A 25,190-nucleotide genomic window follows, 5' to 3' on the forward strand; every position below is an offset into this window, starting at 1 on the left:
GCGGCCAGAGGGTGCGGGTCGCGCGCAGGGGCGGTATGAGTGAGGTGTCGCCAGGCGCAACCTTGACCGCAGGACACGTACTGTCGCTGGTTTGTTGCACGAACTCTGGGGTGAACCCCATGACGAAGGCCATGCTCATCGACCGCCTCGCCAGTCAATTCGGCGCCCAGGCAAGGGCGTTGCCGTCCGCCCGTGCCCGGCTGGTGTGGAGTGCCACCTATGCCAGCCACTTCGAGGCCATGACTCTACTACAAGCACCAGGGATGGGAGCGCTTACACAAACGCACAGGAGGTGGATCACCAGACTTACGCCGATTGGGCTGCAAGGAGGGGGTCTATAAGCCCGGATGTTGGCGCTGAGTACACCATTCAGGCCGTGCTGCTTTCAAATTCTGGAGCAAGCAAGATGAGGGCCGAGGTTGCGGCGCAGCAATCAAGCGGTTCGGTATTCCTGAACGTAGACTACCCTTCCGGGATCATCGCGATCGGAACTACCCGGGTTCAAGTTTCTAGATAATCATACTCCGCTTCCCATGCCGCTCCTCAAACATGGCGATCATTCGAGTGTCTGGGACTACACACTCATCTCGTCATGAGCGGGTGCGAATCTTTCATCCTTCTGCCAGCGGACCAACTCAAGGCTGCGCTAAATCGTATTTTCCGCTTCTGCGTTGGCTGGCTGGCATCGTCGGTGGATCGACTTGCAGATTGCATTCTCGACCAGAGCGACCGTGTCCTCCGAGAGCGCTTCGCCGATGTTTCCAAGGGCTGTGCGCAGCCGACGCAGCTGATCTCTAATCGCCTCGGCATCCCCTGTTCGGACGTGCGCTCGGATGGCCTGTTGGGCGAGGTCCTCGTTGGTGGGGTCCATGGCGGCGGCTGCCCTGATCAGGGTGGTCGCACGTTGAGGTTCAGCGTCCGAGAGCATGTCGGCCAAGCGAAGGTGTGCGTGGATGGCCGCGCGACGCGCCTGTTCCCTTACGGGTTCGAGCCAATGGTAATCGCGCCGGGAGCAGAGCTCTTCCGTGGCTGTGTCGATTGCGCGCTCCAGCGCCCGGATGCCGACCTGGAGATCCGTGGAGTTCCGGGCATCTTGGAGGTTGCCTTCGAAGGCCCAGAGGTCGACGTCCATGACGTCGGGGTTGAGGTGGTAGCGGCCACCGGTGTTGACCACGGCTGGGCTCGTCTGGTCCGTGGCGCCTTGTCGGAGGCATCGGCGTAAGTTGCCGACCTCGGTCGCCAGTCGTTCGGCGGCGCGGCGGACGGGGGCGTCGGGCCAGAGGGCTTCGAGGATGTCGTTCTTGTCGGCGCCTTTGCGGTAGATGGCGAGGTAGGCGAGTACGCCACCGGCGTGCTGCCGCAGACCTGGGATCGGCTGATCAGAGCCGTCCAGGACGGCGATCTTGCCGAACAGTCGAACGCGGATCTTGTTCCCTGCCTCCAACGACAGCGCCTCTATTCCAGGCGCTGCTACCTCCGCCGCAGGAACGGCTACAGATATCGGGCCGGCTCGAGACGGGCCTTCAACCTCCGGTGGTTCCGAGCGCGGGTCTGAGTCCGGTTGCGCTTCGCGCGCCACCTCAAGTAGTTGCGCGGCGGTGTAGGGATCGAATGTTGCGAGGCGGCCAGTCCAGTCCCCCTGTCGTACGTGCCCGTCCGTGCGGACTTCGACCGTCGCGCCGTCCGGCCATTCGCCCAGCAGGACAGCCGTGATCTCGACGGCATGACCTTGCTCGAGGACGGCGACCATGCGGGCACGAAGTCCCCCGGGCGGGATGTCCGTCACCAGCACCATCGGCGGCACCGGTGGGGCGGCGGGGTCGGTGCGCAGGCTGCGGACGTCGTCCGCATCGTGTTCGTCGAGGAGTCTCCGCCGGGTCAGGTAGGTCTGGTCGAGAAGATCGAGGGCTTCCGCCAGATCGTCGGTGATCTTCAGTCGATGGACTTCGGCGGGTGCTGTCCGCTCGCCGAGGAGTCGGTTCAGAGTGGGCGCCGGGATCACCAGCGTGCCGTGGGCGTCGACGTCGTGAGCTCCGCCTGCGGTGACCAGTGCGACGACGAGTGCCCGCGCCGCGGCATCGGCTCCGGGGCCGGTGAGGCCGAGGCCCATTGGAACCATCAGGTCGGTCAATCCGACCAGGTCGACTCCGTCAGGGATGGGAATGGAAACCCTGCGCTCGGTGGGGTTGGCGAGGTAGTCGGCGACGGTCTGGCTCTCTTCGGGTGGGGCGAGCAGGTGGGGTGCGCGTTCGCGGACGGTGCGGCGCATCCGGTCGATGATGACGGGCAGCGGTCGCAGGTCTGTGCCCTCGAGTTCGAGGTCGTCCCCGAGGAGATCGTCGTCGTCCAGTGGGGTGTATCGGTGTCGGCGGCGACGCCGAAGCCACACCATCGCTCCAGCGGCGCTGATCGCGGCGGCGAATGACAGGCTGACCCAACCGCCTGGGATCTCCACACCCGTGTCGGGGGTGGTTGCTCCATGCTGGAGCGCCCCGGGCTCCGTCCCAGGCGGTGAGCTCGGCGCCGGGGACACGGCGGGCGTGGAGGCGTTCGGAGGCTCCGTCGGCTCGGACGAGGAGTGCGGCTGCGCAGCCGGGTATTCCGGCACGGCTACCGCGTCGGAGTAATTGGGCACGGCGAGCACCCAGCCCGGTTGGATCACGTCGGGATCGGTGAGTCGCCGTCCGTCTGGTTGGGGCTTGCCTTCGTTCTCCTCGAACAGTTTCGGCCACGAGGCCCCGGTGCCGAGGTGGTCTTCGGCGATGGACCACAGGCTGTCGCCACGCTGGACCGTGACCGATTGCGCTGTCGTACCGTTCGGACCTGCTGGCGACGCCGCGGGCAGGACGACGGTCCACCCAGGCCGCAGCAGCCCGGGTGAGGTGAGCACGGCGCCGTCGTCCTGTCGGCGCCCGTCGTTGAGTTTCCAGATCTCCGGCCAGCGTTGGCCATCGCCCAGAAAGTGTTCGGCGAGGTCCCAGTAAGTACCAGGTCCGTCCTTCGTGATGGTGTAGCTCGTGGACGAGACGCCACCGTCATCCAGTTCGGCACGGACCGGCACGGCGACGGCTGACGCCGGCACCATGAGCGGCGCCGAGACCGTCACCGATACGGATGGCGGTCCCGTCGTCCCGGACGATGTGGTCGCGGGCGTGAGCAGGAATGCGGTGGCCACCATCAGGTGCACCAACCGGCGTTGGCCGGCCGGGGCGATCGGAACGTGCCTGAGGACGTCGAGCTGGGCCACCGCGGCCACGATCTCGACGATCACGGTGAGCGCGTACTGCAGCCAGGCGAGGTAGCGACGGCCGCCAGGACATCGATGACGACCTCGTCCGACAGGTCATCGGCCACCAGATCAGCCCAACCGTGGAGCGGGTTGCCCACGGTCAGCGCGAGCAGCACCGGCAGTCCCACCAGCGTGGCCAGCAGGATCAGGGTGGCGCCGAAGGCACGGGCGTAGCGCATCACGGACCTCCGATGGTGGTCGTTCCGTGCAGGACGGTTGCCGTGACGGTGGCGCTTCCGGTGAGGTCACTGACTCCGAGCGCGGACAGGATGACGGCGCTGCGTGCGACGTGCGCGGTCACCGCGACGTCCAGGCCATTGACGGTGACCTCGCCCGTCGCTCCCCCGAGGACGAGGACACGGTCGGCGGCCGCCTGGGCGCGGGCAGGGTCGACCCTCAGTTCGGCCGGGCTGAGTCCGCGCAGCGAGGCGGGCACCAGAGCATCCGCTCCAGCGCGCGCTGCTTGCCCCGCCAGGTCGGCCGCCCGCTCCCGCGCAGCGATCGCGGCTCCCCCGTCGATGACCAGGCCGGCCATGGCCATCAACGCCACCATGTACATCGCCATGTACAGGCTGACCGAGCCGGTGTCATCGCCTGTCCGCCAGCGGATCCGTAGTCTGCGTCGGGTCATGGCGCGTCAACTCCGGACAGGTCGCGCAGAACCTCAATGGGTGAGGTCGCGGACGCAACGAGCGCGATGCTCCCCGGCAACCCGGTCAGTGCCAGCTCGGACAGGTCCGCAGTGCACCTCACCGTGGCCGTGACCTGGCCGCCGGGTCGGAAGGCGCCCGTATCCACGGACACACTCGCGGCGCTGCACGACAGCCCTGCACGCGCGAGGGTGTCTTGCGCGGTCTGGGCGCCGTCCGCGCTGGCCTGACCCGGCGAGGCGGCCAGGGACGCCGCCCGGGCGGCCGCCGCGGCGGATTGGTCGACGAGCGCTCGCCCGTGGGTGACCCGGCCGAACGCGACCACGAGCAGGAGCATCACCAGGATCACCGGCGCGAGGATCGCCAGCTCGAGCGCCATCAACCCGTCGTCCCCGTGACGGAGGTTCCGGCGTGGTGGGCGGTTCATGGCACCCACGCCTCGACGCGGGCCGTGCCCGCTTCCTCGATCACGATGTCGCCGCCGGGCACGACCGCGAGGACCGTCGCCTGAATGTGCACGGTCACCGTGGTCGCGGTCCGGGACACCGAGATCTGGGGCTCGGTGAGCAGGTTCGGGGCGACGGCGTTCAGGTAAGCCTGGGCCGATTGCTGGCCTGAGGCGGCGGTCGACTGGTAGCCCCGCGCGGCACGGATGCCATCCTGCACGGCGGCTTCGGCCACATGGCGTCCGTGCCAGATCAGCGCCCACTGCACCACGAGCATCGTGAACAAGATCAGTGCCGGAAGCGTGATGGCTGCCGCCACCACCGAGTACCCGCCGTCCGCGTGGCAGCCACGGCGGGCGCAGGCGAGCCTGTTCCGGTGCCTGGTCATGTCGGCTCGGTTACTGGGTCCTGACCGAGTTCGCGGCGCTCATGGCCTTGGAGACCAGGATCCCCACGATGATGATGGTGGCGGCCACGAACAACGCGATCATGATGACGTTCTGCACGATCTCGCCTCGGTCGTCGCGCCGTTCGGCGTTCAGCAGGGTTGCGAGCCAGGCTCGCACCACCCGGAGTTGTGTTCGCATCGTGCCTCTCCTCTCACAGCGCCAGCACCGCGGCGATGGCCGGATACGCGATGAATGTGATGAACCCGAACCCGATCAGCACCTGCGCCAACTGCATCGACTGGTCTTGTTGGCCGGCGCGGCCTTCGGCCTCGGCCAGTTCGCGGCGGCGCATGGTCGCGGCCCGCGCGGTGAGGGTGGAGCGCACGCGGGCGCCGTCCCGGCCGACCAGACGCACCAACGTGCCCAGGTCGCGCAGCTCGCCGATGCCGAGCCGTTCACCGAGATCGGTCAGCGCTTGCCACGGGTCGGCGCCGGACAGGTTCGCTCGCCAGAGGGTGTCGCGCAGCAGGGCCAGCGGCCACCCGGTGCCGACGCGGGCCGCGTTCGGGAGCGCCTCGTTCGGCGCGGCCGAGCCGGCCATCTCCAACGCCACCAGGTCGAGGTAGGCGCCCAGTGCTCGCCGGAACTCCCTGCGCCGCAACGCCGCCCGGTGGTGCGCCTCCAGGTCGGTGAGGAAGGAGAAGCCCACCCCGGTCAACACCGCCAGCAGCACAGCGGTTCCGGCAGGGAGCCGCCACCCGGTCAACCGGCCGAAGATGCCGAGGGTGCCCGCGACGATGACGAAACCGGCTGATCCGGCGAGGAGTTTGCGGCCCATGGCCCACTCGATGCTGTGCCCGCTCAACGCGATGTCGCGGCGTAGGCCGGCCAGGACGACGCCGCGTCGTTCCAGCGCGACGCTCACCCGCGCGCCGAGGCGGGTCAACCACCCGGACGACGTGCTCGCCGACGGTGTGAGCCGGTGGGTTCCGTTGAGGTGATGGGCGTCGAACCGGCCCAACTCCACCAGCGGCGACGGCCGTGGGGAGGCCAGCCGCCAGATCAGTACGAAGATCACAGCGCCCAGGGCGGCACCGGTCGCCGCGAGGCCGATCACGATCGTCTTCCGAAGGCTGCGCCCTCGACTGCATCGGCCGTCAGGGCAGCGACCAAGCGGGCCTCGTCCGGATCCGCCCCGGCCACCCGACCCGGCCTCGCCAGGAAGGCCGCCGCCTCGTCCGAGGCCGACAGGCGTCTCATCCAGGCGAACCCGCTGGCGAACATCGCGACCACGACCAGCAGGGCCAGCTGCCCGGCCGGGGTGTCGTAGGGCCGCACATACGCACCGCCGAAGGCCACCAGAAATGCCGCGAACGCCACCGTGATACCCACGACGATCTGGACGCCGCGGCGCAGCCCCGCGCGTCCGGCCGTGATCCGGCGCCGCATGTCGAGTTCCTCGCGCGCTGCTGTCGCCAGACCGGTCAACACCTCTGCGAGGCGGTCACCACGCCGCCGGACGTTGAGGATCAGTGCAGCGCACACCAGATCCGCGCTGGGGTCGTCGAGTTCGGCTGCCAGGGCGAGCAGCGCGACGTCCAGCGGGCTGCGGGCGCGGATCTGCCCCGCCAACCGCAGAAGCGCCGGGCGCAGCACCGGCGGGCAGCTGCCGGTAGAGGCAGGAATGGCCTGCTCCAGACTGGCGTGCGCGGCGATGGTGTCGCGCAACGACTCGGTCCAGACCACCAACGCTTCCAGCCGCACGATCTGGGCTCGTTCTGCTCGGGATCCACCGAACAGATACGGCCAGAACACCACCAACGCCGTGACAGCCCCCGCCGCCACCGGCCAACGCGTGAACACGAACACCGCCAGCCCACCGAGGACTCCCCCGGCGATGCGGAGCAGGACACCAGGCTCGGACATTCGCCGCCGCAACGTCGTCCATCGCCCGGGCGGACGGTGCGCCTCGACGACCGTTCCCCGCAGCCCAGCAATGAGCAGCACTACGGCTCCGCCCAGCCCGGCACCGACGATCGCGGCGAGCAGCGCTCCCGGTTGCACGCCCACGGCCGCTCACCTGCCCCCGGCCGACCAGGACGGCGTTGCAGCCAGGCCCGTCCAGGTGCTGTCGTCGTAGCCGGCCTCGGCCAGCATCCGGCGACGGGCCAGCGCCACCTCCGGGTCGCGGGCCGCTCGCCCATCGAGACCTTCGGTGAACACCCGCGATCGGGTGACGCGGCCGTCAGCGCTGCCGGTGACCTCCAGTACCTCCATCACCGACCGGCGTCCGTTCTGCCGCGGGTTCTTGCGGACGAAGACGACGAAGTCCAGCGTCGAGCCCATCAGGGCGTGGCTCACCTCGAACGACAGGCCTTCGTACTGTGCGGCGTAGGTGGCGAGGCGATGGAACACGTCCGCGGCGTCCCGGGCATGGATCGTCGACAGGGATCCGTCGTTGCCCTGGGCCATGGCCGACAACATCTCGACCACCTCCGGCCCCAACACCTCACCGACCAGGACGCGTGAGGGGTTCTGGCGCCGGGTCCGTCGCACCAGTGCCCCGATGCTCACCCCGCCCCCACCGTCGGCCGAGGCCAGCACCTCTTCCATCTCGACCACGTCGGGATGCAGGTCCGGGTGGCGGCGCAGCCCCAGTTCCAGTGCCCGCTCGACGGTGATCAATCGTTCGTGCGGCGGGATGCAGTTGATCAGCGCGCGCAGCAGCGTGGTCTTCCCCGCATCGGTTGCGCCGGCCACCACGATGTTGCATCGCGCGAGGACCGCCGCACGCAAGAAGGCGGCCAACTGTTCATCGACCGATCCCAGGGCCAGCAGGTTCGTCGTACGGGCACCGCGTGGACGACGTGTCGTGTGTCCGTTGGCCGTCGGTCCGGCAGCTACCGGGCCGGCGTCGTCCAGGAACATCTGCGGGAACCGGTTGCGCCGGATCGAGACCGAGGGGCGTTCGCAGGCCACCATGACCGCGGACAGCCGCGACCCGTCCGGGAGCCGCAGGTCCAGCTCGGGCGTGGCGGGTGTGAACGGGCGGGCGTTGATGCCGGCGTAAGAGCCGAGCGTGCGGACCAGGTCGACCAGGTCTTCGTCGGTGGCCGCGACCGGGTTGCCGCGGACCTTGCCGCGATCGTCGGCGTAGGTCACCCAGACCTCGTCGCAGCCGTTGATGTCGATGTTCTCGACGTCCGGGTCGTCCAGCAGGTCCTGCAGCGCGCCGGCGCCGAACATGGCGGCGTCGATCGCCTCGACCAGCCGTACGTCCTGGGCGGCGTCCGGCAGGTCCAGACCTGCCACGATTTCGGCCTGTCGGTGCCGGGCCACCTCGTCCCGGGCGATGCTCAGGGCCAGTTGCCGTTCGTCGGCGACCGATAGTGGCAGGTCTCCGCCGAGTTCGCGTGTTTGTTTCGCCGACGTCATCCGATCGGCGACCCGCGCCTGCAAGCTGCGGACCAGCCCGTAGTCCTCGCCCGAACTCACCGCGCCACCGCCTCAACCGGAACCGCATCCGCGGGAGCCAGTTCGGGCCATCGCCGGATGCACGCCGCGGACACCTCAGCCGCCGAACGCAAGAGGGCGCCCCGAGCCGTTCGAGGCGGCAGCTGCCCCAGCCGAAGCCCCTGGGCCGCAGGCGGATCCACCGCGAAGTTGCCGAGAACCGGCACCGGAGAACCGATTCCTGCGAGCACCCGCTCCACCTGCTGCGCCGCGCGGTGTGCGTGACGGCGCGGAGCGCAGGTCACCACCGCGACCGGGTGCACCTCACGCGACGGGTCGCCGAACCTCGCTGTCAGCTCGGGCATGCGGTCCCTCAGGTGGTACAAGCTCTCTGCGCTCACCCGGGTCACCAGCAGGACGGCGGTCGCAGCCTGAGCGATCGCGATCGCGGGGCTCCCCGCGGACAACCGCCCCAGATCGGCGATCGCCACCCCGGGCCAGGACGCCGCCACACCCGCGACAGCCGGCCACAGGCTGCGCATCGGGACGTAGCCGTACACGCTCGCCGGAGCGACGATCACGTCGACGCCCCACAACGTCGGCTGGGCATAGCGGCCCAGAGCCTGTGTCGGCAGACCCGTGCGGGCGTCAGCCGCCAGAGTCAGCAGCCCGGGGTCAGCGGCCAGCAATCCGCCGGTCGCCGGATGGCGTGACCTGAAGGCCAGATCCCCACCGGAGGGGTCCGCCTCGAGCACCACCCGTTGCCCGGGCCAGGCCATCGCCAAGGCGAGCGTCGCCGTGGTCACGCCGGGCGATCCCTTGTCCGCGCACAGGGCCACGATCATCGCGGTGCCACCCTGATCACCGCGGCGCGGCCCGCGCCGCTTGCCGCCGCCACCGACACCGCCTTGTCCACGGGGACGACGAGGGTCAACAGCGTGCCTCCCGCCAGGGCCGGGTCCTCCCGTGAGGCGAACACCCCGGCACGCTGCACCAGCACCATGGCCGACCCCGCCGGGCCGGCGTCCGGCGCAGGCAACTGGACGACCGTGACCACGTCGCCCGGCACCACGCCGTCCGCCGGGATCTGGCCCGGTTTCACAGCCACCCCAACCTGAGCCTGCGTCGACGACAAGCCAGGATTCGCGCTGATCATCGACCGCTGCAACAGCATGTTCGGCAGCAGATGGACGGAGGCGGTCTGCCCCACCACCTCGTCCAGGCGTTGCCCGGCGATCGCGGTCACCGGCCCCGCCACCGCGACCGTCGACAGATCCGTGCGCGCGATCGACCGCCCCGCCGGTACCTCCCGGGCCACCACGATCACGGAAGTCTTGGACCCCGCCGCCGAGTACAACCACGCCCCGACGGCTCCCAAACCGATGATCAACGTCAGGGCGAGCGCCGTCCACCCGGGACGCCGCTGCCGCGTGGGCAGCGGCATCCCTGCGCGCGCCGCCGCATTCGGTCTGGTCGGGGTGGGTGGCGCCGAAGTCAGTCCCATCACGCGCTCCCCTCGGTGACGCTCATCGGTTGACCACCTGCACCTGTTGGACGGCGAACGTCGACGTCGCCGAGGTGACCAGTGGCGGCAGCTGCCCGGAGGTGCCGTTGCTGCCCGTCCACGTGACCGTCCACTGGATGGCCACCGTGGCGGTGACGCCGTTGCTGACGTGGCGATAGACGAGGCCGCACCCACCCGCGGACGGCGCGCTGTCGCCGTCCGCTTCACGCCAGGGCCGACCCGGCCCGGGGCAGTTCACCGAGGCGGCACCGGTGCCCGGGTCGAACACCAACGCCACCGGCCGGGCCGTGGCCGTCGCGGAGATCGCTCCCGCGCTGACCGTCTTCGACTGCACCGTGAAGGTCTGCGGGGCAGTCCAGAACCAGGTCCACAGGTTGACCCACGTGTAGGGCCTACCGGCGTCCCGGTTCTTCGCGTCCGGGGACCGCTCGATCGTCGGTTTCGGCAGGCGCAGCAGGCGATACGCACGCTGCGCCAGCATCGCCGGAGTGATCACCGGCATCGTGGGCGCGCAACCCACGCCCTGCAGCAACGGGCCGATCCCAGTCGCGGGCAGACCGGCCTCGGTGAACGTGGTTCCCCACGCCCAGCAGTACAAGGCGTGATCGGACGCCGCGCAGGCACTGCCGGTCGGGTTGGTCGAGCACGGATCCACCAGCGGAATCTCGGGGTCAGCCGCGGAACCTGCCCCCGGACGGGTGCCGCCCGGCGCACCTGGCGAACGCACCTCGATGCCCACCGTGCCGCCGGCACCGCCCGGCGTGACGATGATCGGAGGCGGTGTAGGAGCCGCCACGGCGTTCGTCATCCCGGTCGACAACGACATCGTGACCAGCGCAGCCACGGCCCACCCGATCCGCGCCGGGCGTCCGAGACTGCGCTGGGTCAACATGGCGTGTCGACCAGGTACTCGATCATCTGGACCCGCCAGGTGCCGTCGTCCGCTTTGGTCAGGGTGGCGCGCGTGTTGTTCTGGGCCACGCCCACGGTGCGCTTGACGCCGGTCTTGGCGACGAGAGTTCCGTAGCGGCTGGAGTCCATGCAATCGCCCATGACCGCGACGGCACGACCGTTGATGGGTGCCTGCCAGTAGGGGTGATTCACCACTTGGCCGTAGAACCGCAGGCCGGATTTCGCGAACGTGGCGGCCTCGTCGAGCACCTGCTGACGAGTGGGATCCACCGCGACGGCGCCCACGGCCGACGGCCACTGCGACGACTGCAGGTCGAGGAGGCCCTGATGAACTCGCCAGTACGCGACCCACGCCTGCTCCACGGCGGTGCGATCGGTGGCCTCCCTCTCGGCGGTCGAGAGTGGGGTCGGACTGATCGAAGCCGTCGCCGCTGAGGACGTGGACGAGGTGGAGCTCGAGGACGCGGCGCCGTCCGGCGAATCACCACCGGAGCAAGCGGACACCAGCACCGCGGACGCCGCGATCGCTACGGCCGCGACACGACGGCGAGCGCCACCACGATCTCGCGCGGTGGCGATAGCCCGCCCTGCTGACGTTCCGGTCACCGTGCCCCCTGCCGGGTGGAGGGTTCTGATTCCGACCTCGGGGCGTGCAGCGCCCCGATGCACGCCCTCGGGCTACGACACCGAGACCGGGCCAATCATCTCGGTGCCGAGCGACGTGCTTGCTGTCATTTTTTTCAGAGGAAGAACTCATTGGTACTGTAGACTGCCAGCAAGAGTCAACGCTTTGGCCACCCTGAATCGCCACAGCGGAGGTGGACATGTCGGGCAGCACGTCCCCGGCGTCGCGCTCGCTGGCGCAGAAGATCGACCGCCTCTTCGAGATCGTGCGGCCTGCCAAGGGCGAGTACACCTACGACCAGGTCGCCAGGGCGATCGAGGAACGCGGCGGCCCCACGATCTCGGCCTCCTACCTCTGGCAGCTGCGAAAGGGCTTGCGAGACAACCCGACCAAGAAGCATCTGGAGGCTCTCGCGGACTTCTTCGGCGTTCCACCTGCGTACTTCTTCGACGACACGGCCACCGAACGCGTCGACGCCGAACTCGATCTTCTCGCCGCGCTGCGCGAGACCCCGGTACGCCACATGGCCTTGCGCGCGTCCGGATTGTCCGATCAGACTCTGAAGGCCATCACCGAGATGATCGACCGAGCCCGGCAGCTCGAGGGACTGGACGACGACTGACGCTTCACATCTGAGCAGAACCCCAGGGAGGGGGTGGCCGTGAACTTGAGGGCGTTGCGCCAGCACTGCGAACGGCTCCTGCACGACATCGAGATCCCCGAGCCGTTCAGCATTCAAACCTTCGCGGATGCCGTGAGCCGGCGCCGACGGCGTCCCCTGCACCTGTTGGCCAAGACTTCACACCTCGGCCCCTGCGGCCTGTGGCTGGCCCTGCCCGAGGTCGACTACGTGTTCTACGAATCGGCGACCAGCCCCCTGCACCGCGACCACATCATCGTCCACGAACTGGCGCACCTGCTGGCCGACCACGAGCCGACGGACCACCTCGACCCGTCGCTCTTGCGCGGCCTCCTGCCCGACCTCGACCCCGCCGTGGTGCAACGCGTTCTCGCCCGCTCGATCTACTCGGCCGTCCAAGAGCAGGAAGCCGAGATGATCGCCACCCTCGTGCTGCAACGCTCCGGACGGCAGGCGAGTGCCGAGCACCCGGTGTCCAGCGACCCCGGCGAGTCGGCACTGCTCGAGCGCTTGGAGTCGACCCTCGGCGCACGGAGATCGCCGCGTGGTTGACCATGCCGTCGCCGCGATCGCGGCACTGCTGTGGCTGACTGCTTTGATCGAGGCCGTGGCCGTCGTCCGACGAGATCAGCCTGAACCGGCCCTGACCATGCTCGTGGTCACCTTTGGCTTGCTGGCCGTCTCAGCGACGTTCTTCGTTCCGGCTGTCTACGTCGCGGCGGGCCGCCTGACCGGGGTGGCCAACATCGGTGAACCGATCGCCCGGACGGCGTTGGCCGGCGCAGCCTGGGCGGTGCAGGTCATGCTCGAACGCCTCGTGGACGACAAAGGCGCTCCCCGACGCGCCAGCCGCCGTGTCCCGGTGCTGGCGGTGTTCGTGGCCGCGTTGTGGGTGTGCTTCATCGTGGCGCCGGTGGACCGGCCGACACGCATGTTCACCCGCGACTACGGCGACGAACCAGTCGTGGCCGCCTACCTCGTCATCTCGTTGGGCTACCTGGCCCTGGGACTGACCGCGGTCGTCCGAGACACCCGCCGCTACGCGCGCACCGCGCGCCAAACCCTCGCGATCGCGTTGCGCCTGATCGGGTACGGCTGCTTGTTCGGGCTGGCCTACATCTCGGTCAAAGTGACCTTCCTGTTGTTGCTGGTCACGGCGCATATGAGCGATGCCAGCGCCCTCGAATCGGCGCTCGGGCGGTCCCTGGCCATCGTGGGCGCCCTGCTCGTGATGACTGGATCGGTACTGCCGCTGCTGGCTTCTGCCGGACCGAGACTGCTCGGCCCGCTTCGGTCGTATCGGGATCTGCGACGCCTGTATCCCCTGTGGGCGCTGATGTATCGCAGCACTCCCGACATCGCCATGGACCCCACCGCTTCGGTCCTCGCTGATGCACTGCGACTCCGAGACCTCGAGATGCGGCGGTATCGCCGCGTCATCGAGATCCGCGACGGGCGACTAGCGCTGGCCCCCTACATCGACCCGACGCACCCCAGCTGCGTGCCTGAGGGCGCAGCCGCACCCGAACTCGGCGACTGGACCGCGGCCGTCGAGGCAGCCCGGCTGCTCGACGCTGCGGCACGCAAGGCTCGCGGTGCATCACCGAGCCGAACCCCGGCGCCCTCCCCCGACAAGGCGGCCACGCTGGCCGACGAGATCGACTGGCTTGCCCGCGTCTCGCGACACCTCCGCTCCCGATCACGGGTGACGCGCCGCCACCGACCTGAGGAGAATCGAAGCAGCGCCCCGACCCCGAGGACCAACCCGTGACCACCACCGCACCTACTCGCCCGCATCCTGCTGCGCTCAGGCTCGCGCGGGTCCTCACTGAAGTGTTCGCACCGGTTGTGCTGGTCATCGGACTGCTGTTGGCCGTGGCCATCCACGCCAGCCCCACCCTCGGCAAGGGCCTGCTCTACGGCGCCATCACCGCCTTCTTCGCCGGCGGGCTGCCCTACGCCATCCTGCTGCTCGGCATCCGCCGCGGACACCTCGGCGACCGCCACATCACCACCCGCCAAGAACGCCCCGCCATGATGGCCATCGGCCTCGTTTCGGTCACCACCGGCCTCATCCTCACCTGGTGGCTCGGCGCACCCCGAGCACTCTTCGCCCTCGTCGCCGCCATGGTCGCCGGCATCGCCGCCTCCCTGGCCATCACCCTCTTTTGGAAGATCTCCATCCACGCCGCCTGCGCAGGCGGCACCCTCGCCATCCTCATCCTCGAATTCGGACCCTGGATGTGGGTGGTGCTCCCCCTCGTCGCAGCCATCGCCTGGGCACGAGTCACCCTCCGCGACCACACCCTCCTCCAAGTCCTGGCGGGCGCCATTTGAATTGAGCCCGAACCTGGCTTCAGCTTGTTGAGCGTTGGGCTGGCCACCTGAGGCACGCCGCCTCCCGGTACCCGGAACATGTTCATGTGGTGCGTAACTGGGCATTCAATTCATCCGGAAGGGCCACACACTTGAGCGCGGAGCCAACATCACGCCGTGCGGCATGCACAGGCCTCCGGACGCCGAAGACTCCCGACGCCCGAGTTGAGTGTGCGCACATCCAGGTCTCGACTTCTCAACTCAAAGACGCTCAGTTACCACCAGCGATCATGCTGTTACGGCAGACTTGCCCCCGTGGGCCACACCGCCCTGTTGGTGGCGACGATTAGAAAGGTTCCATGGACGAAGAAGGCTCCTCCGCGTTCCCCGACCCGGTGGTGGATCTCCGGCCTGCTCGGTGCTGGCTCGATGCCTTCCCCTGGATCGAAGTCTGCGCAGTCGATTCGAGTGCCGCAATCGAGCAACTCCCCTGGTGGCAACACCCGATTGACGAGCTGGGGACCCCTGGTCGAGAACTTAGGCTGGCACAGATTGCCGAACTGGCCCTTGAGCGGCTGTCGCGCTGGACGATTGGCCAGATCTTCCCCGGTCTGCCCTCGAGCATCGCCCTCGCTGATCTGCCCCTACCCACTCGTGCTCGCAATGTGCTGAGTCGAGGCAACTGCTACTTGGCAGGAGATCTCCAAGGCGAAGAGCTTTCCGACATCCTCGACTGGCCTCAGGTTGGTGTCGGCACGGTTGACTCGATCCTCCGTGCTCTCGCGGATGCCGCCACCGAATCGGCATCTCCTGTACTGACTACCAGGCGAGAGCGCGGGCGCCACAGGCAAGCGTCTGCCCCAGGCGCGGGCGGAGAACCACGCGAAACGGCGATCATTCGTGACCTGCACGTGATCGCCAACTGGTACGCCGCCCTCGGTCAGCCGGGGATGCCGCTGCTCGGCGGCGACCTGCCAGTCGATGCGCCGACCGAAGTCGCCGAAGCGAGGCACCGGCTGGAGCAGGTGACCGCTCGGGACGTGTTCGATCATGACCGAGCGGACCTGGACGTGGCCGAACTGCTCCAGCTGTCGATCAGCGCCCTCGATGAGCGGGCTCAGGAGATCTTGGCGCGGCGCTTCTTCGCCGACCACCCCGAGACGCTGGAGGAGCTCGGCCGGTCCATGGGCGTCACCCGGGAGCGGATCCGGCAGATCGAGGGCAAGGCGCGGGCCAACATGGTGGAGTTCCTCGAACCGGGCGACTCCCTGCTGGAGCCACTGAGCACGCTGGGCCTGGTCGCTGGGGCCGTTCGAGATGCAGTCGGCACCGTGACACCGCTCGATGAGCTGATCGCCCGCTTCCCCTCGCTGGCGCGACGGGTGAAGGCGACAGCGCAACCGGCCTGGCGGGTGCTCGACCGGCTGGATGACGCGTACGAGATTGAGGACGGGTGGTGCGCGGCCCCGACGATCGCCGGCGCCCAGGCCGTGACCTTGGCCCGGCTGCAGGAGTCGGCCGACGCGCACGGCGTCGTGCAGCTGGATGATGTTGAGGCACTCAACCCCCGCCGGACCGGTGGCGGTCCGGAGCGCTTCCTCGGGGAGTGGCTGACCTACTGCGGCTACCAGCTGAGGGGCAACCATGTGTTCACTCGTACCTCCGTCGTCGGTGATTGGGCCGCGTCGATCTTGTCTGCCGGGGTGCGCCGATGGCCTCGCAGGAGATCTTGGACACGCATCGGTGTCGACCGGTCGCTGGGCTCGCTCAAGAACGCCATGGGTATCGATGACCGATTCGAACGGGTCGACCGGGACCAGTGGGCGCTTGCGTCGTGGGGGCTCGATTCGTATATCGGTGTCCGGGCGCCCGTAAGGGAGGAAGTGGCCCGCAGCGACGGGCGGATCCCGCTCGACGACCTAGTGGCGCGCATTACCGGCAAGTACAGTGTGACCGCCAACAGCGTGGTGGCCTACGCGAGCTCGGCACCGTTCCGGGTGAAGAACGGGATGGTCACGCTCGACACGGCCGGGCGCTGTGTCCGCAAGACCCCCGAGCGGACAAGGCGCCTGTACCGGCGTCGGTCGGCGTGGGTGCTCCGACTCAAGATCACCAAGGAACACCAGCGCGGCAGCGGGTTCGTGGCTCCCATGGCTGTGGCCGGGCTGCTGCAAATGCAGCCGGGCGAGACCCTGATGCTTGACTCCGAGCTCGGCCCGCAGTCTGTAAACTGGAACGGCAACCAGCCGTGCTTCGGCAGCATTCGCCGGTTCCTGGTGGCGGCAGATGTAGCCATCGACACCGAGGTGTTCTTGGTGTTGCGCGATGACCGAGTCTTCGAGGTGGAGGTCATCCCAACTCCGACCTGCGAGGCCTTGGCGGACGCGCTGACGCTCGTGGGAGCTGTGGGCGGCGACGAGCGCCAGGCACTCGTGGTGCTGGCCGCCGCGATTGGGCTGCCGGAAGACTCGCCTGCGTCCAGCGTCATCGGCGGGTACCGAGAACGCGGTGACGCGGATATAGCCGACCTCTTGCTGGCCGCGCGCAGCGAGCTTGAGGGAGCGGTGTCCGTCGAGCGGCCGGCGGTTTCGGCCGACATTGACGACATCATGGATCTGCTGTGAGCACCGCGCCGGCTCCCCGAGGATTCCGGTCCCTGTCCTTGGGCGGACGGTACCGAAGCGACCGCCATGACGTCGTCGCTGAGTTCTATGTCCCGACACTTACGGTGGCGCAGAGCTACTCGCGGGCGGTTGGCTACTTCACGTCGACCAGCCTGGCCCTGTTTTCTCGTGGCATCGATGCGTTCACGCAGCACGGCGGCTCGATGCGGCTCATCGCCTCTCCCCACCTGAACGCCGATGACATCGTGGACATCGAGCGCGGCTATGACGTGCGCGCCGTGATTGAGCGAGCCACGCTCCGGGAGCTCGAAGACGAAAACCGCGAGAGTGTGCTGGCTGGCCTTGGCACCACGGGGCGCCTCATCGCGGACGGCAAACTCGACATAAAGTTGGCCTTCATTGAGCAGGCCGGTCGCGTCGGGATCTACCACGAGAAGATTGGGGCGCTGCGGGACGGCACCGGGGAACTCGTGGCTTTCACCGGCAGCGCCAACGAGACGCTCGGCGGGCTGCTGGCCAACTTCGAGTCCGTCGAGGTGTACCGGGGCTGGATTGAGGGCGACGGCGAACAGGCCTTGCGCATCGAGGAGGACTTCGAGGACCTCTGGAACGACCGCACCCCTAACCTGCGCATCGAGGCCTTCCCCGAGGTAGCCAAGGACCGACTCGTGGCGATGAGCGGCCGGCGCCCCAAGGTGGACGTGCCTGGCAGGGACGACGCGCTCGATCCGCCACCCGTGCGGACGAATGAACCGGCGCAGCTGGCCATCCCTGGGTGGGTCGAGGTCCGCGACTACCAGCGCGACGCTGTGCGCGCGTGGCTTGGTAACCGGGGCCGCGGCATCCTCAAGATGGCGACCGGCACGGGCAAGACGAAGACCTCGATGATGGCAGCCTGCCAGTTGGCCCAGGTCCTGCGGCAACGCGAACAACCACTTGTAGTCTTGGTGCTCGCGCCCATGCAGCACCTGGTTGACCAGTGGATCACTGAGGTCGAGGGCTTCGGCGTGCGGCCGGTGGCCGTATACGAGTCCAGCCAGCGGTGGCTGCCTGTGGTGGAGGACCAACTCGCCGAAGCACGATTGGGGCAGCGCCCGGTGGTGGCGATGGTGGCGACAAACGCCTCGTTTGCCGGCGAGCGGTTCCAATCCGTCATGTCGCGCATCACGCAGCCACTGCTCGTCATCGCGGACGAGGCGCACAACCTCGGCTCGTCGAAGTACCGATCGGCGCTGCCCCAGAACGCCACCTATCGCCTGGCGCTGTCGGCCACTCCGGAGCGGTGGTTCGATGACGAAGGCACCGACGCCCTATGCGACTACTTCGGCCCGGTCATCTACGAGCTCGGACTCGGGCAGGCCATCGAGATGGGCGCGCTTTGCCGCTACCGGTACGTTCCGCGCCTCATTGAACTGACCCATCAGGAGAGTGAGCTCTACGTCGAGCTGACCACGCAAATTGCCAAGCGACTGGCCGCCGGGGACAGCCTTAACGCTGACGACCCTGACTCTCCGATGGGTTACCTGCTGCGCCGTCGGGCCGGCGTGCTCGGCCACGCCGAGGGCAAGCTGGAGCAGCTGCGGACTGACCTGGACGCGCGACGGGCAGCATGGTTCCAGCTCGTCTACTGCGCCGAGGGCAACCGCCCGAGGGAGGCTGGTGAGCCACCCGGACCGAACCAGGTGGCAGAGGTGATGGGTCTGGTGGGCAACGACCTTCGCTTGGCGGCGCACTCATATGTTTCGGAGACACCGCGCCCGGACCGTCGGGTGCTGCTGCGTCGGTTTGGAGCTGGAGACGACCTCCGCGTCCTGGTAGCCATGCGCTGCCTCGATGAAGGCGTGGACATCCCGGACGCGCGTACCGCCTACTTGCTCGCGAGCAGCAGCAATCCTCGACAGTTCATCCAACGCCGCGGCCGCATCTTGCGGCACGCTGAGGGCAAAACGATGGCAGAGATCCTGGACTACATCGCCGTTCCGTCCGCGGGCACGCCGATCAACTTCGATGTCGAACGAAGCCTATTGAGCCGTGAGCTGGAACGGGCCAACGAGTTCGGCAAGCTCGCGGAAAACTACGAGACGACGCTGGGACTGCTTCGGCCGCTTAAAGAGCAGTACCAGCTTATGCACCTGTGAAGCCACCGCGTGATCATCACCTGAAGCGAAGGAGCACAACCACGTGACAGCCGCGCACCGCACCGAGCAGGAGGTGCTCCGAGCACTGTCTGACGAGGAGCGAGCACTGCTGAAGAAGGTCTTGGAGATCGAACGCGCACGCCTCCACATCAGCGCAGCGGATCCGACCGAGGATTTGTTGGCGGCCGTGAAGGAGATCCTGCCGTGAGGATTCATTCGATCAGGCTAAGGAACTTCCGACAGTTCAGTGGTGAGCAGACCTTCGACCTTCGCTCCGACAGCCAACGGCCGGTTTCGTTGATCTTTGGCGGGAACGGTGCTGGCAAGACGACGTTCCTCAACGCGTTCATGTGGGGCCTCTACGGCACGATGACCGAGGACATCGAAGAGCCAGAGAAGATGATCACCGATGGCGTTTGGCGCGCACTCTCAACGGGATCGTCCGCTGAGGTGTCCGTCGAGCTGGCCTTCGACCATGAGGGGCACGACTACCGACTGCTGCGGCGCGCGGAGCAGCGCAAGCAATCCGACGCTCAGCAACGATGCAGCCCCCAGGTGCAGCTGTGGCGAACGTCCTCGGATGGCTCCTCAGAGATCATGGAGGCGCCGCAGGAGAAGATCTACAGCATCCTGCCTCAGGGCATCAGCCGGTTCTTCTTCTTCAACGGTGAGCGCATCGAGAAGCTCGTGCAGAAGGGCGCCTACAGCGAGGTCCAGCAGGACATCAAGGCGCTGCTCGACCTGAAGCAGGTAGAGCGCGCGCTGGAGCATCTACCCCGCGTCGACCGGCGGCTCACCGCGGACCTCAAGAAGCACGGCGGTGAGAAGGCCAGCGCCATCCAGACGGCTATCGACGATCTGCGCGAGGCCGAAGCTACTAGCCGCGAAGAGCTCAAGGTCCTTGAGAGCGATCTCGCGACACTCCGCGAAGAGCGCGAGAGCGTCGTAGAGCTCCTGCGGCAACACGCGACCGCAGCACCCATCCAGAGGCAGCGGGATTCCGTCACCGAAGAGCTCGAAGAGGCTCGCAAGGCCAAGGACGAGGCCACCTTGGAGCGGGCGGCGCTCATCGCCTCGCGCGGCTTCTTGGCGTTCACCGATGACCTCGTTAAGACGACGACCGCGGCGGCTAGCTCGCTGTACCAGCGGGGAGCGTTGCCCGCGCCGCTGAAGCGCGAGTTTGTAGACCAGCTCCTCGCCGATGGTGCGTGCATCTGCGGCACGCCGCTGGTGGAGCACGAAGGTCCCTGGAATCACGTCAAAGAGTGGCGGCAGCGCGCTGGGCTGCAGGCCGTTGAGACCGGCTGGCAAGAGCTGAGCGGCCAGATGGCTCTCATGGCAGGCGCGCGTCTGGAGCTGCAGGAGACGCTCCAGGCGATCCTGAGGCGCATCACGACCGAGCGCGACCGGGTGGCTCGTCTTGAAGAGCGCAAGTCCGAGCTTGATGGCCAGCTCCGCGGCGGCCGCATGGAGGGTGTGCAGGAACTAGAGACCAAGAACATCGATCTCGACTCGCGGATCGGCATCAAACAGCAGCGCATCGGCTCCGTCAGAACGTCGCTGGAGCAGATTCAGAAAGAGATCACCCGGAAGACCTCGGACCGCAGCAAGGCCGAGGTGACGGACGAGCTGGCCGACAAGGCCAGAACCCGGTCCGACCTGGTGCAGTCGGTGCAGCGCGCGCTCGAGGAGATCCTCACTATCCGGTCAGACGACATGCGCCGCAGGCTCGACGCGGAGCTCAAGGCGGTGTTCAGCAAGATCACGATCAAGCGATATATCCCGCGCCTCAGCGAGGGCTTTGAGCTCGCGCTGTACCAGGACGTCAACGGCGTCGAGTTGGCGGTTCCGAAGTCGACGGGTGAGAACCAGATCTTGAGTCTGTCCTTCGTTGCGGCGGTATCCAAGCTGGCTCGCGAGAACCGCAGGGAGCGGCGCGCGGAGGGCGAGCTCCCTCCGGATGCAGGGACCTATCCCATCGTGATGGACGCAGCGTTCGGCTCGCTCGACGAGAACTACCAGCGCGAGGGGTCGCCAGCGCACTGGCCCAGATCGCACCACAGCTCGTCGTCTTGGTGAGCAAGAGCCAAGGGCTAGGCCAGGTGGTGGGTCAGCTCATGCCATACGTCAGCCACCTCGGTGTCATCGTCACGCACACGAGCGCCGACGGCGATGTCAGCGAGGACATTGAGCTGGAGGGCGTCAACCACCCATACATTCGGTCCGCTGCCGAGTCCGACCACGCAGAACTGCAGGTGATCAAGTGAATGCCCCGGCAGGTGACGTTCGGGTCCGGCGGCCTCAACACCATGAGGCACTCATGGTGGAGCTGCGGGACGAGGCAGCCTTCGCCACGTTCCGGGACACGCTCCTGCTCGCCGCCGCGGTCGGAGCTTACTTCCAGCGCCGTACGCCGTTCACGAGCGCCAGCGGAGACCCCATCCGGTACGAGACGTTGACCGGCCCGGACTTCGCTGAAGCCCTGGTGAGAATGATTGCCGCCCATGAGGACGAGGATCCGGAGATCATGGATGACGCCCGTCTGGAAGAGCGGGTGCGCATCTTTGAGGAGTACGCGAGCGGCGGCCTCGACTATGTCCAGGAGCAGGTCAACGTCCGCCACCAGCCGGCGGCACATGTCGTTGCTGCTCTGGTGACCGAGGCACTGTCTCGAAGCGGGGGAGCGGAGCCGGTGTCCGTGGAGGAACTTCTCAGTTCGGTGAGTTGGTAGCACCCCGGCAAGCCGCAATGAGCGACACAGCCGCTGTTGTGTCACGACCAAATGCGCCGTGTTCCTCAGACAGCGACGCGACCGACCTCCGACGCCTTACACTAGGTCGAGCATCTCCATCCATCGCAATACAAGCCTCGCTTGGGTAACGCTAAGGCCTGCCGTGGTGACGAACGCAATTGATCTCGCAGCTCCCCAAGTGATCGATTGCCAGCCATTTGTGCTATTTCCGACGTACCACGGATGCGCTCTAGCATTGCTTGTTGAAGCAGTTCTAGGCGTTGGTCCGCCACTAGCGCCCGTCCAGTCGACGTCAATTCGACTCGCTCGTTGGAAACACTCGCAAGCCCGAGAGCAAGCAGTACTCTCATCCGACGACGAGCTATCTCAGGCAATGTGATCGACGGAAACCGATCTTGAAACCTAGCCACAAAGTCATCGACGCTGGGTGAGCCTTCGGCCAGCCTAGCCATTTCGATCACCGTATTGAGGTAGTCACCCCGGCGACCATCCGGCAATTTATCCAAGAGGTGCCGGCCAATGGCCTATATTCCTTCTCGTGCGGCTCTTGGGTCGAACGGTCAACACGTTCAATATCCTGGACTGAAGCCTCGCTGACTTGCACCTGAAGAACTTCCTTGGCATAACTAATGAATCGGTCGGGTCGCATCATGAACAGGTGAGTTCCTGCCCGATCCAGCATCTCTTCCACGAGCTCAGTCTCGGTCCGCGAGTTTTCCCGCGTTCCTGCGCCACCAGTCTTCCTTGACATCTCCGGTAACGAGAAGAACATCACATTGCCTTCGCTTCGCTTCACGTATTATTCCTTCCCAAAGGAAGTAGTCGCCAGGTTGTGATCGCCGGACTTAGTCTTGTCCTTGTATCCCGGCGGAACTTCATCGCCGAGTCGTCTTCGACCTTCGCTGACGATATGATCATACTCTTCAGGGTCGAAGGGATCCCCCACTCTGGACGAAAGCGTACCTTCAAGAACCAGCAATACTGGGTCTCGATTTGTGTCGCCAATTTGCTCAAGAGCCTCCGAGTTCACAAGCTCAGCTATCTCTTCCACTAGATTATCGAATGCTCCCTCAAGAGCCAGGCGCATCGTGGCGCGACGCTCGCCAGGAAGGGCGATTCGATTGAGCCATGCCTGTAACTCCGAGCTCGACTGCTCGCGCAGTTTCTCAAGCGAAGCGATTGTCCGGTCGGCAGTGTCTTGTAGATCCCTAGAGGCAGATTCGCGGTTACGCCAGAACTCAACAACAACTTGGTGGGGCACCCATAGGCGATCTCCGAGTCTTGCAAGAACTCGGAAGAGATCCTCTCGAGTTTGGGTATTGTATCGATATAGATTCAAGAGAACGTTAGCGTCGGGGATCACCAGCCCGGACGTGAGTACAGATTCGTAGCGCTCGGGGGTTGGTGTTCTGTAGCCCTCGAACCCATCAAACATGCCCTCGAGTCACCCGACTACCTGGAGTCGTCCATGCCACCCATGATGGACTATGCGCGTGTAGTTCCGCTCGAAGCTCGGCTGACCGCGATGCGTCGCCGAGTCCGAGGGTGCCTTAGCGATCAGGTTGGATCGTTCTCTCGACTGGATGTATCGGTCAAGACCTTCTCCAAGCGGTGCCCGCGAACCCGGACCGCATTCGCTTGGAGAGTTTCCTGCCAACCGTCCATGGTGCCGATCCGCTCGGGGTGCTCGTAGAGTCCGGCGCGCATTTCTGCGCGCGTGAGGCGGGCGTACAGCTCGCGGCGCGGGTCCTCTCGACCCAGGAACTCTTCCCTTGCGGTGGAGCAGCGGAGGGTTGTCGGAACGGCTGTAGTCGCGCCAGTCGACGCTGAGCTTGGTCAGGTTGACGGTGACCGCCGATGCCAGCGTTGGATGCGCGTCGCGGTCGAAGCGCGGGTAGCTGAGGTATGAGACCTGAGGCTGCGTGACCGACAGCTTTATCATGTTGGCCTGGTCCACGGTCCCCGAAAGGACTTGCGCGCAGCCCTCGTAGACCTGCAGCAGCGGTGGCAATTGTCCCAAGGCGCTGCGGTGAACATACAGAGCGGATGGCGTCTGCTTGCCGACGGGCGAGCTACGCGCTGACACGTAGAGCATGGCCTGGTCTCCGCAGGCGAGCAGCAGCCGATCCCCCTGCAGGCAGGCCGATTGATACGTGCCGAAGAGTGACCGTATGTCGGCGGCCAAGGTTGACCTGAGTTCGCTGAAGCGCGGTCGCCGCCCGAAGCGCGATAGGGCAATGTAGACAAGGAGTTCCGCCCGTCGCTGGACCGCAACTCGGTCCCAGAAGCTCGCCTCAGTAACTTGGCGAATGAGCTGGGTCGCTCGGCCAAGGCTCCCGAACCCGTCACGGATTGCAGCCTCGGCGAGGGAGTCGAGCTCCCCGCCCCTGGGAGCACGGGCGTGCGCCGTCAGGAAGTTGAGCAGCGGCGCGAGTCGCTCGCGGTGGGCTTCGTAGATCTCGTGTGGGTCGATGTGTACGCGCGGACGGTATGTGTAGACCCGGGTGGCAAGGAACTGCTGAGCCAGTCCAGGATCGCGGAACACGTAGAAGATCCCGGGGAGGCCGCGTGTGGGCGCACACCGAGTGTCGTTTCGATCCAGGACGCGAGCTCGGCCTGCTCGTAGAACCTCTGGAACGTGCCGGTTCTCGTCAGGATGCCGTCACCCATCGGGCTGCCGAGCAGGCCTCGGGCGTCCCACGTGAGCCGTCCCGAAACCACCAGAACGGACTTCGCGAGCTGCCAAGCGCTCCGCAAGGTCTCGGCACGTTCATCGGGTCGCTCGATGACGTTGATGACGTAGCCGAGATTGACGACATCCGCGGGCACTCGGTCAGCCTCGGGCCGGTGGGTGGGATCCCAACCAGTCGCGGCGTAGCCAAGCGTCGCTAGCTGGCGGAGGTCATCGCCCCGGCCGCAACCGTAGTCGAAGACTGACGTGTTCGGCGGCAGCAGCTCATCGGCAAGCGCTGTCGCCAGTGGACGCGAGAGCGCAGATCGGGACAGCGCCGTCTTGTGCCGCGCGACCTCGGTGGTCATGCGGCTGGCGACTCAGCAAGTGCGAGGCTGGCGAGCCCGGGAAGGTCCGTCACGCGCAGGTCACCGACGAGGTAGCCGACGCCCCGGTGAAGGTGCAGTCGGAACTGTTGGGCGAGCGTCTCTTCATCGAGCGGCAGTCCATCGACGTGGCAGCGATAGCGCATGAGCGCCCACAGGGTGTCGCCGTGCTCGCCGGCGAACACGCGCCATGTCATCTCCACGTTGCTATCAAGAGTGAGCTTCAGTACCGGCGGGGGCGCAGCCTCAGCGAGCGACCGGCAGAGCGCCCAGCGGCACAGGACGTTCCAGTGCGGGATGCCCGTCCGCCGCTTGAGCGTGATGAGCTGATCTCGGGCGGTCTGGGACAACCGGATGTGTTCAAGGGGCATGGT

Annotated in this window: 27 protein-coding genes and 1 pseudogene; 10 read left to right on the forward strand and 18 right to left on the reverse strand. The window is 66.9% G+C overall.

Annotation, left to right across the window (positions count from 1 at the left end; genetic code table 11):
* Positions 1-646: 646 nt before the first annotated feature.
* From IPK24_23860 to IPK24_23920, 13 genes are all read right to left on the reverse strand, one after another.
* Positions 647-3,061: a LysM peptidoglycan-binding domain-containing protein gene (locus IPK24_23860; GenBank protein ID MBK8078497.1), complete on the reverse strand. Its 2,415-nt coding sequence runs from the start codon at positions 3,059-3,061 to the stop codon at positions 647-649.
* Positions 3,062-3,267: 206 nt separating this feature from the next.
* Positions 3,268-3,471 carry a hypothetical protein gene (locus IPK24_23865; GenBank protein ID MBK8078498.1) on the reverse strand — a complete coding sequence of 68 codons (204 nt, stop codon included), beginning with the start codon at positions 3,469-3,471 and terminating at the stop codon, positions 3,268-3,270.
* Positions 3,468-3,920 carry a hypothetical protein gene (locus IPK24_23870; GenBank protein MBK8078499.1) on the reverse strand — a complete coding sequence of 151 codons (453 nt, stop codon included), beginning with the start codon at positions 3,918-3,920 and terminating at the stop codon, positions 3,468-3,470. The genes IPK24_23865 and IPK24_23870 overlap by 4 nt, the downstream gene beginning before the upstream one ends.
* Positions 3,917-4,318, reverse strand: a complete 402-nt coding sequence (locus tag IPK24_23875; GenBank protein ID MBK8078500.1) for a pilus assembly protein — start codon at positions 4,316-4,318, stop codon at positions 3,917-3,919. The genes IPK24_23870 and IPK24_23875 overlap by 4 nt, the downstream gene beginning before the upstream one ends.
* A 44-nt stretch (positions 4,319-4,362) precedes the next feature.
* Positions 4,363-4,773 (reverse strand): pilus assembly protein, encoded by a 411-nt coding sequence (locus IPK24_23880; protein MBK8078501.1) that lies wholly within the window; start codon positions 4,771-4,773, stop codon positions 4,363-4,365.
* A gap of 10 nt (positions 4,774-4,783) precedes the next feature.
* Positions 4,784-4,972: a hypothetical protein gene (locus tag IPK24_23885; GenBank protein MBK8078502.1), complete on the reverse strand. Its 189-nt coding sequence runs from the start codon at positions 4,970-4,972 to the stop codon at positions 4,784-4,786.
* A gap of 13 nt (positions 4,973-4,985) precedes the next feature.
* Positions 4,986-5,891 carry a hypothetical protein gene (locus tag IPK24_23890; GenBank protein MBK8078503.1) on the reverse strand — a complete coding sequence of 302 codons (906 nt, stop codon included), beginning with the start codon at positions 5,889-5,891 and terminating at the stop codon, positions 4,986-4,988.
* Entirely contained in the window at positions 5,888-6,838 is a 951-nt protein-coding gene (locus IPK24_23895; protein MBK8078504.1) for a type II secretion system F family protein, read from the reverse strand. The genes IPK24_23890 and IPK24_23895 overlap by 4 nt, the downstream gene beginning before the upstream one ends.
* A 12-nt stretch (positions 6,839-6,850) precedes the next feature.
* The gene (locus IPK24_23900; protein ID MBK8078505.1) at positions 6,851-8,209 is read right to left on the reverse strand and encodes a CpaF family protein; all 1,359 of its coding nucleotides are present in this window, start codon (positions 8,207-8,209) and stop codon (positions 6,851-6,853) included.
* Positions 8,210-8,265: 56 nt separating this feature from the next.
* Positions 8,266-9,072 (reverse strand): hypothetical protein, encoded by an 807-nt coding sequence (locus tag IPK24_23905; GenBank protein ID MBK8078506.1) that lies wholly within the window; start codon positions 9,070-9,072, stop codon positions 8,266-8,268.
* Positions 9,069-9,731 carry a hypothetical protein gene (locus IPK24_23910; protein ID MBK8078507.1) on the reverse strand — a complete coding sequence of 221 codons (663 nt, stop codon included), beginning with the start codon at positions 9,729-9,731 and terminating at the stop codon, positions 9,069-9,071. The genes IPK24_23905 and IPK24_23910 overlap by 4 nt, the downstream gene beginning before the upstream one ends.
* A 22-nt stretch (positions 9,732-9,753) precedes the next feature.
* Complete coding sequence (locus IPK24_23915) at positions 9,754-10,644, reverse strand: hypothetical protein (GenBank protein ID MBK8078508.1); 891 nt, start codon at positions 10,642-10,644, stop codon at positions 9,754-9,756.
* Positions 10,638-11,027 (reverse strand): hypothetical protein, encoded by a 390-nt coding sequence (locus IPK24_23920; GenBank protein ID MBK8078509.1) that lies wholly within the window; start codon positions 11,025-11,027, stop codon positions 10,638-10,640. Before IPK24_23920 ends, IPK24_23915 begins: the two co-directional genes overlap by 7 nt.
* A gap of 461 nt (positions 11,028-11,488) precedes the next feature.
* Here IPK24_23920 and IPK24_23925 point away from each other — a divergent pair, with 461 nt between their 5' ends.
* The 10 genes from IPK24_23925 (at position 11,489) to IPK24_23970 (ending at position 21,738) form a co-directional block, all read left to right on the forward strand.
* Positions 11,489-11,911 carry a helix-turn-helix transcriptional regulator gene (locus IPK24_23925; GenBank protein MBK8078510.1) on the forward strand — a complete coding sequence of 141 codons (423 nt, stop codon included), beginning with the start codon at positions 11,489-11,491 and terminating at the stop codon, positions 11,909-11,911.
* Between the two features lie 39 nt (positions 11,912-11,950).
* Entirely contained in the window at positions 11,951-12,481 is a 531-nt protein-coding gene (locus tag IPK24_23930) for a hypothetical protein (GenBank protein MBK8078511.1), read from the forward strand.
* Entirely contained in the window at positions 12,474-13,700 is a 1,227-nt protein-coding gene (locus tag IPK24_23935; protein ID MBK8078512.1) for a hypothetical protein, read from the forward strand. The genes IPK24_23930 and IPK24_23935 overlap by 8 nt, the downstream gene beginning before the upstream one ends.
* Complete coding sequence (locus IPK24_23940; GenBank protein MBK8078513.1) at positions 13,697-14,266, forward strand: phosphoesterase PA-phosphatase; 570 nt, start codon at positions 13,697-13,699, stop codon at positions 14,264-14,266. The genes IPK24_23935 and IPK24_23940 overlap by 4 nt, the downstream gene beginning before the upstream one ends.
* Positions 14,267-14,604: 338 nt before the next feature.
* Entirely contained in the window at positions 14,605-16,869 is a 2,265-nt protein-coding gene (locus IPK24_23945) for a hypothetical protein (GenBank protein ID MBK8078514.1), read from the forward strand.
* Positions 16,866-19,007, forward strand: coding sequence for a DEAD/DEAH box helicase family protein (locus IPK24_23950; protein MBK8078515.1), 2,142 nt, complete (start codon positions 16,866-16,868; stop codon positions 19,005-19,007). Before IPK24_23945 ends, IPK24_23950 begins: the two co-directional genes overlap by 4 nt.
* 43 nt (positions 19,008-19,050) lie before the next feature.
* Complete coding sequence (locus IPK24_23955; protein ID MBK8078516.1) at positions 19,051-19,215, forward strand: hypothetical protein; 165 nt, start codon at positions 19,051-19,053, stop codon at positions 19,213-19,215.
* Entirely contained in the window at positions 19,212-21,086 is a 1,875-nt protein-coding gene (locus IPK24_23960) for an AAA family ATPase (GenBank protein ID MBK8078517.1), read from the forward strand. Before IPK24_23955 ends, IPK24_23960 begins: the two co-directional genes overlap by 4 nt.
* Positions 21,083-21,274 (forward strand): hypothetical protein, encoded by a 192-nt coding sequence (locus tag IPK24_23965; protein ID MBK8078518.1) that lies wholly within the window; start codon positions 21,083-21,085, stop codon positions 21,272-21,274. Before IPK24_23960 ends, IPK24_23965 begins: the two co-directional genes overlap by 4 nt.
* A 53-nt stretch (positions 21,275-21,327) precedes the next feature.
* Positions 21,328-21,738 carry a hypothetical protein gene (locus IPK24_23970; protein ID MBK8078519.1) on the forward strand — a complete coding sequence of 137 codons (411 nt, stop codon included), beginning with the start codon at positions 21,328-21,330 and terminating at the stop codon, positions 21,736-21,738.
* A 478-nt stretch (positions 21,739-22,216) separates the two neighbouring features.
* Here IPK24_23970 and IPK24_23975 read toward each other — a convergent pair whose 3' ends face one another.
* From IPK24_23975 to dndE, 5 genes and pseudogenes are all read right to left on the reverse strand, one after another.
* Positions 22,217-22,450, reverse strand: coding sequence for a hypothetical protein (locus IPK24_23975; protein MBK8078520.1), 234 nt, complete (start codon positions 22,448-22,450; stop codon positions 22,217-22,219).
* A gap of 4 nt (positions 22,451-22,454) precedes the next feature.
* Complete coding sequence (locus IPK24_23980) at positions 22,455-22,562, reverse strand: hypothetical protein (protein ID MBK8078521.1); 108 nt, start codon at positions 22,560-22,562, stop codon at positions 22,455-22,457.
* Positions 22,559-23,194: a hypothetical protein gene (locus IPK24_23985; protein MBK8078522.1), complete on the reverse strand. Its 636-nt coding sequence runs from the start codon at positions 23,192-23,194 to the stop codon at positions 22,559-22,561. The genes IPK24_23980 and IPK24_23985 overlap by 4 nt, the downstream gene beginning before the upstream one ends.
* Before the next feature lie 122 nt (positions 23,195-23,316).
* Positions 23,317-24,798, reverse strand: a pseudogene (locus tag IPK24_23990) (DNA phosphorothioation-associated putative methyltransferase).
* A complete protein-coding gene (gene dndE / locus IPK24_23995) occupies positions 24,795-25,187 on the reverse strand; it encodes a DNA sulfur modification protein DndE (GenBank protein ID MBK8078523.1) in 393 nt (130 codons plus the stop codon). The pseudogene IPK24_23990 and the gene dndE overlap by 4 nt, the downstream one beginning before the upstream one ends.
* Positions 25,188-25,190 lie beyond the last annotated feature (3 nt).

It is taken from the genome of Kineosporiaceae bacterium (assembly GCA_016713225.1).
Lineage (GTDB): Bacteria > Actinomycetota > Actinomycetes > Actinomycetales > Kineosporiaceae > JADJPO01.

What these genes read in the sequence shown, in the direction of transcription:
- IPK24_23970 (MBK8078519.1), top strand. Translation starts at nt 21,328, where the DNA reads ATGGTGGAGCTGCGGGACGAGGCAGCCTTCGCCACGTTCCGGGACACG.
- IPK24_23900 (MBK8078505.1), bottom strand. Translation starts at nt 8,209, where the DNA reads ATGACGTCGGCGAAACAAACACGCGAACTCGGCGGAGACCTGCCACTA.
- IPK24_23925 (MBK8078510.1), top strand. Translation starts at nt 11,489, where the DNA reads ATGTCGGGCAGCACGTCCCCGGCGTCGCGCTCGCTGGCGCAGAAGATC.
- IPK24_23985 (MBK8078522.1), bottom strand. Translation starts at nt 23,194, where the DNA reads ATGTTTGATGGGTTCGAGGGCTACAGAACACCAACCCCCGAGCGCTAC.
- dndE (MBK8078523.1), bottom strand. Translation starts at nt 25,187, where the DNA reads ATGCCCCTTGAACACATCCGGTTGTCCCAGACCGCCCGAGATCAGCTC.
- IPK24_23945 (MBK8078514.1), top strand. Translation starts at nt 14,605, where the DNA reads ATGGACGAAGAAGGCTCCTCCGCGTTCCCCGACCCGGTGGTGGATCTC.
- IPK24_23885 (MBK8078502.1), bottom strand. Translation starts at nt 4,972, where the DNA reads ATGCGAACACAACTCCGGGTGGTGCGAGCCTGGCTCGCAACCCTGCTG.
- IPK24_23870 (MBK8078499.1), bottom strand. Translation starts at nt 3,920, where the DNA reads ATGACCCGACGCAGACTACGGATCCGCTGGCGGACAGGCGATGACACC.
- IPK24_23875 (MBK8078500.1), bottom strand. Translation starts at nt 4,318, where the DNA reads ATGGCGCTCGAGCTGGCGATCCTCGCGCCGGTGATCCTGGTGATGCTC.
- IPK24_23910 (MBK8078507.1), bottom strand. Translation starts at nt 9,731, where the DNA reads ATGGGACTGACTTCGGCGCCACCCACCCCGACCAGACCGAATGCGGCG.
- IPK24_23905 (MBK8078506.1), bottom strand. Translation starts at nt 9,072, where the DNA reads ATGATCGTGGCCCTGTGCGCGGACAAGGGATCGCCCGGCGTGACCACG.
- IPK24_23915 (MBK8078508.1), bottom strand. Translation starts at nt 10,644, where the DNA reads ATGTTGACCCAGCGCAGTCTCGGACGCCCGGCGCGGATCGGGTGGGCC.
- IPK24_23880 (MBK8078501.1), bottom strand. Translation starts at nt 4,773, where the DNA reads ATGACCAGGCACCGGAACAGGCTCGCCTGCGCCCGCCGTGGCTGCCAC.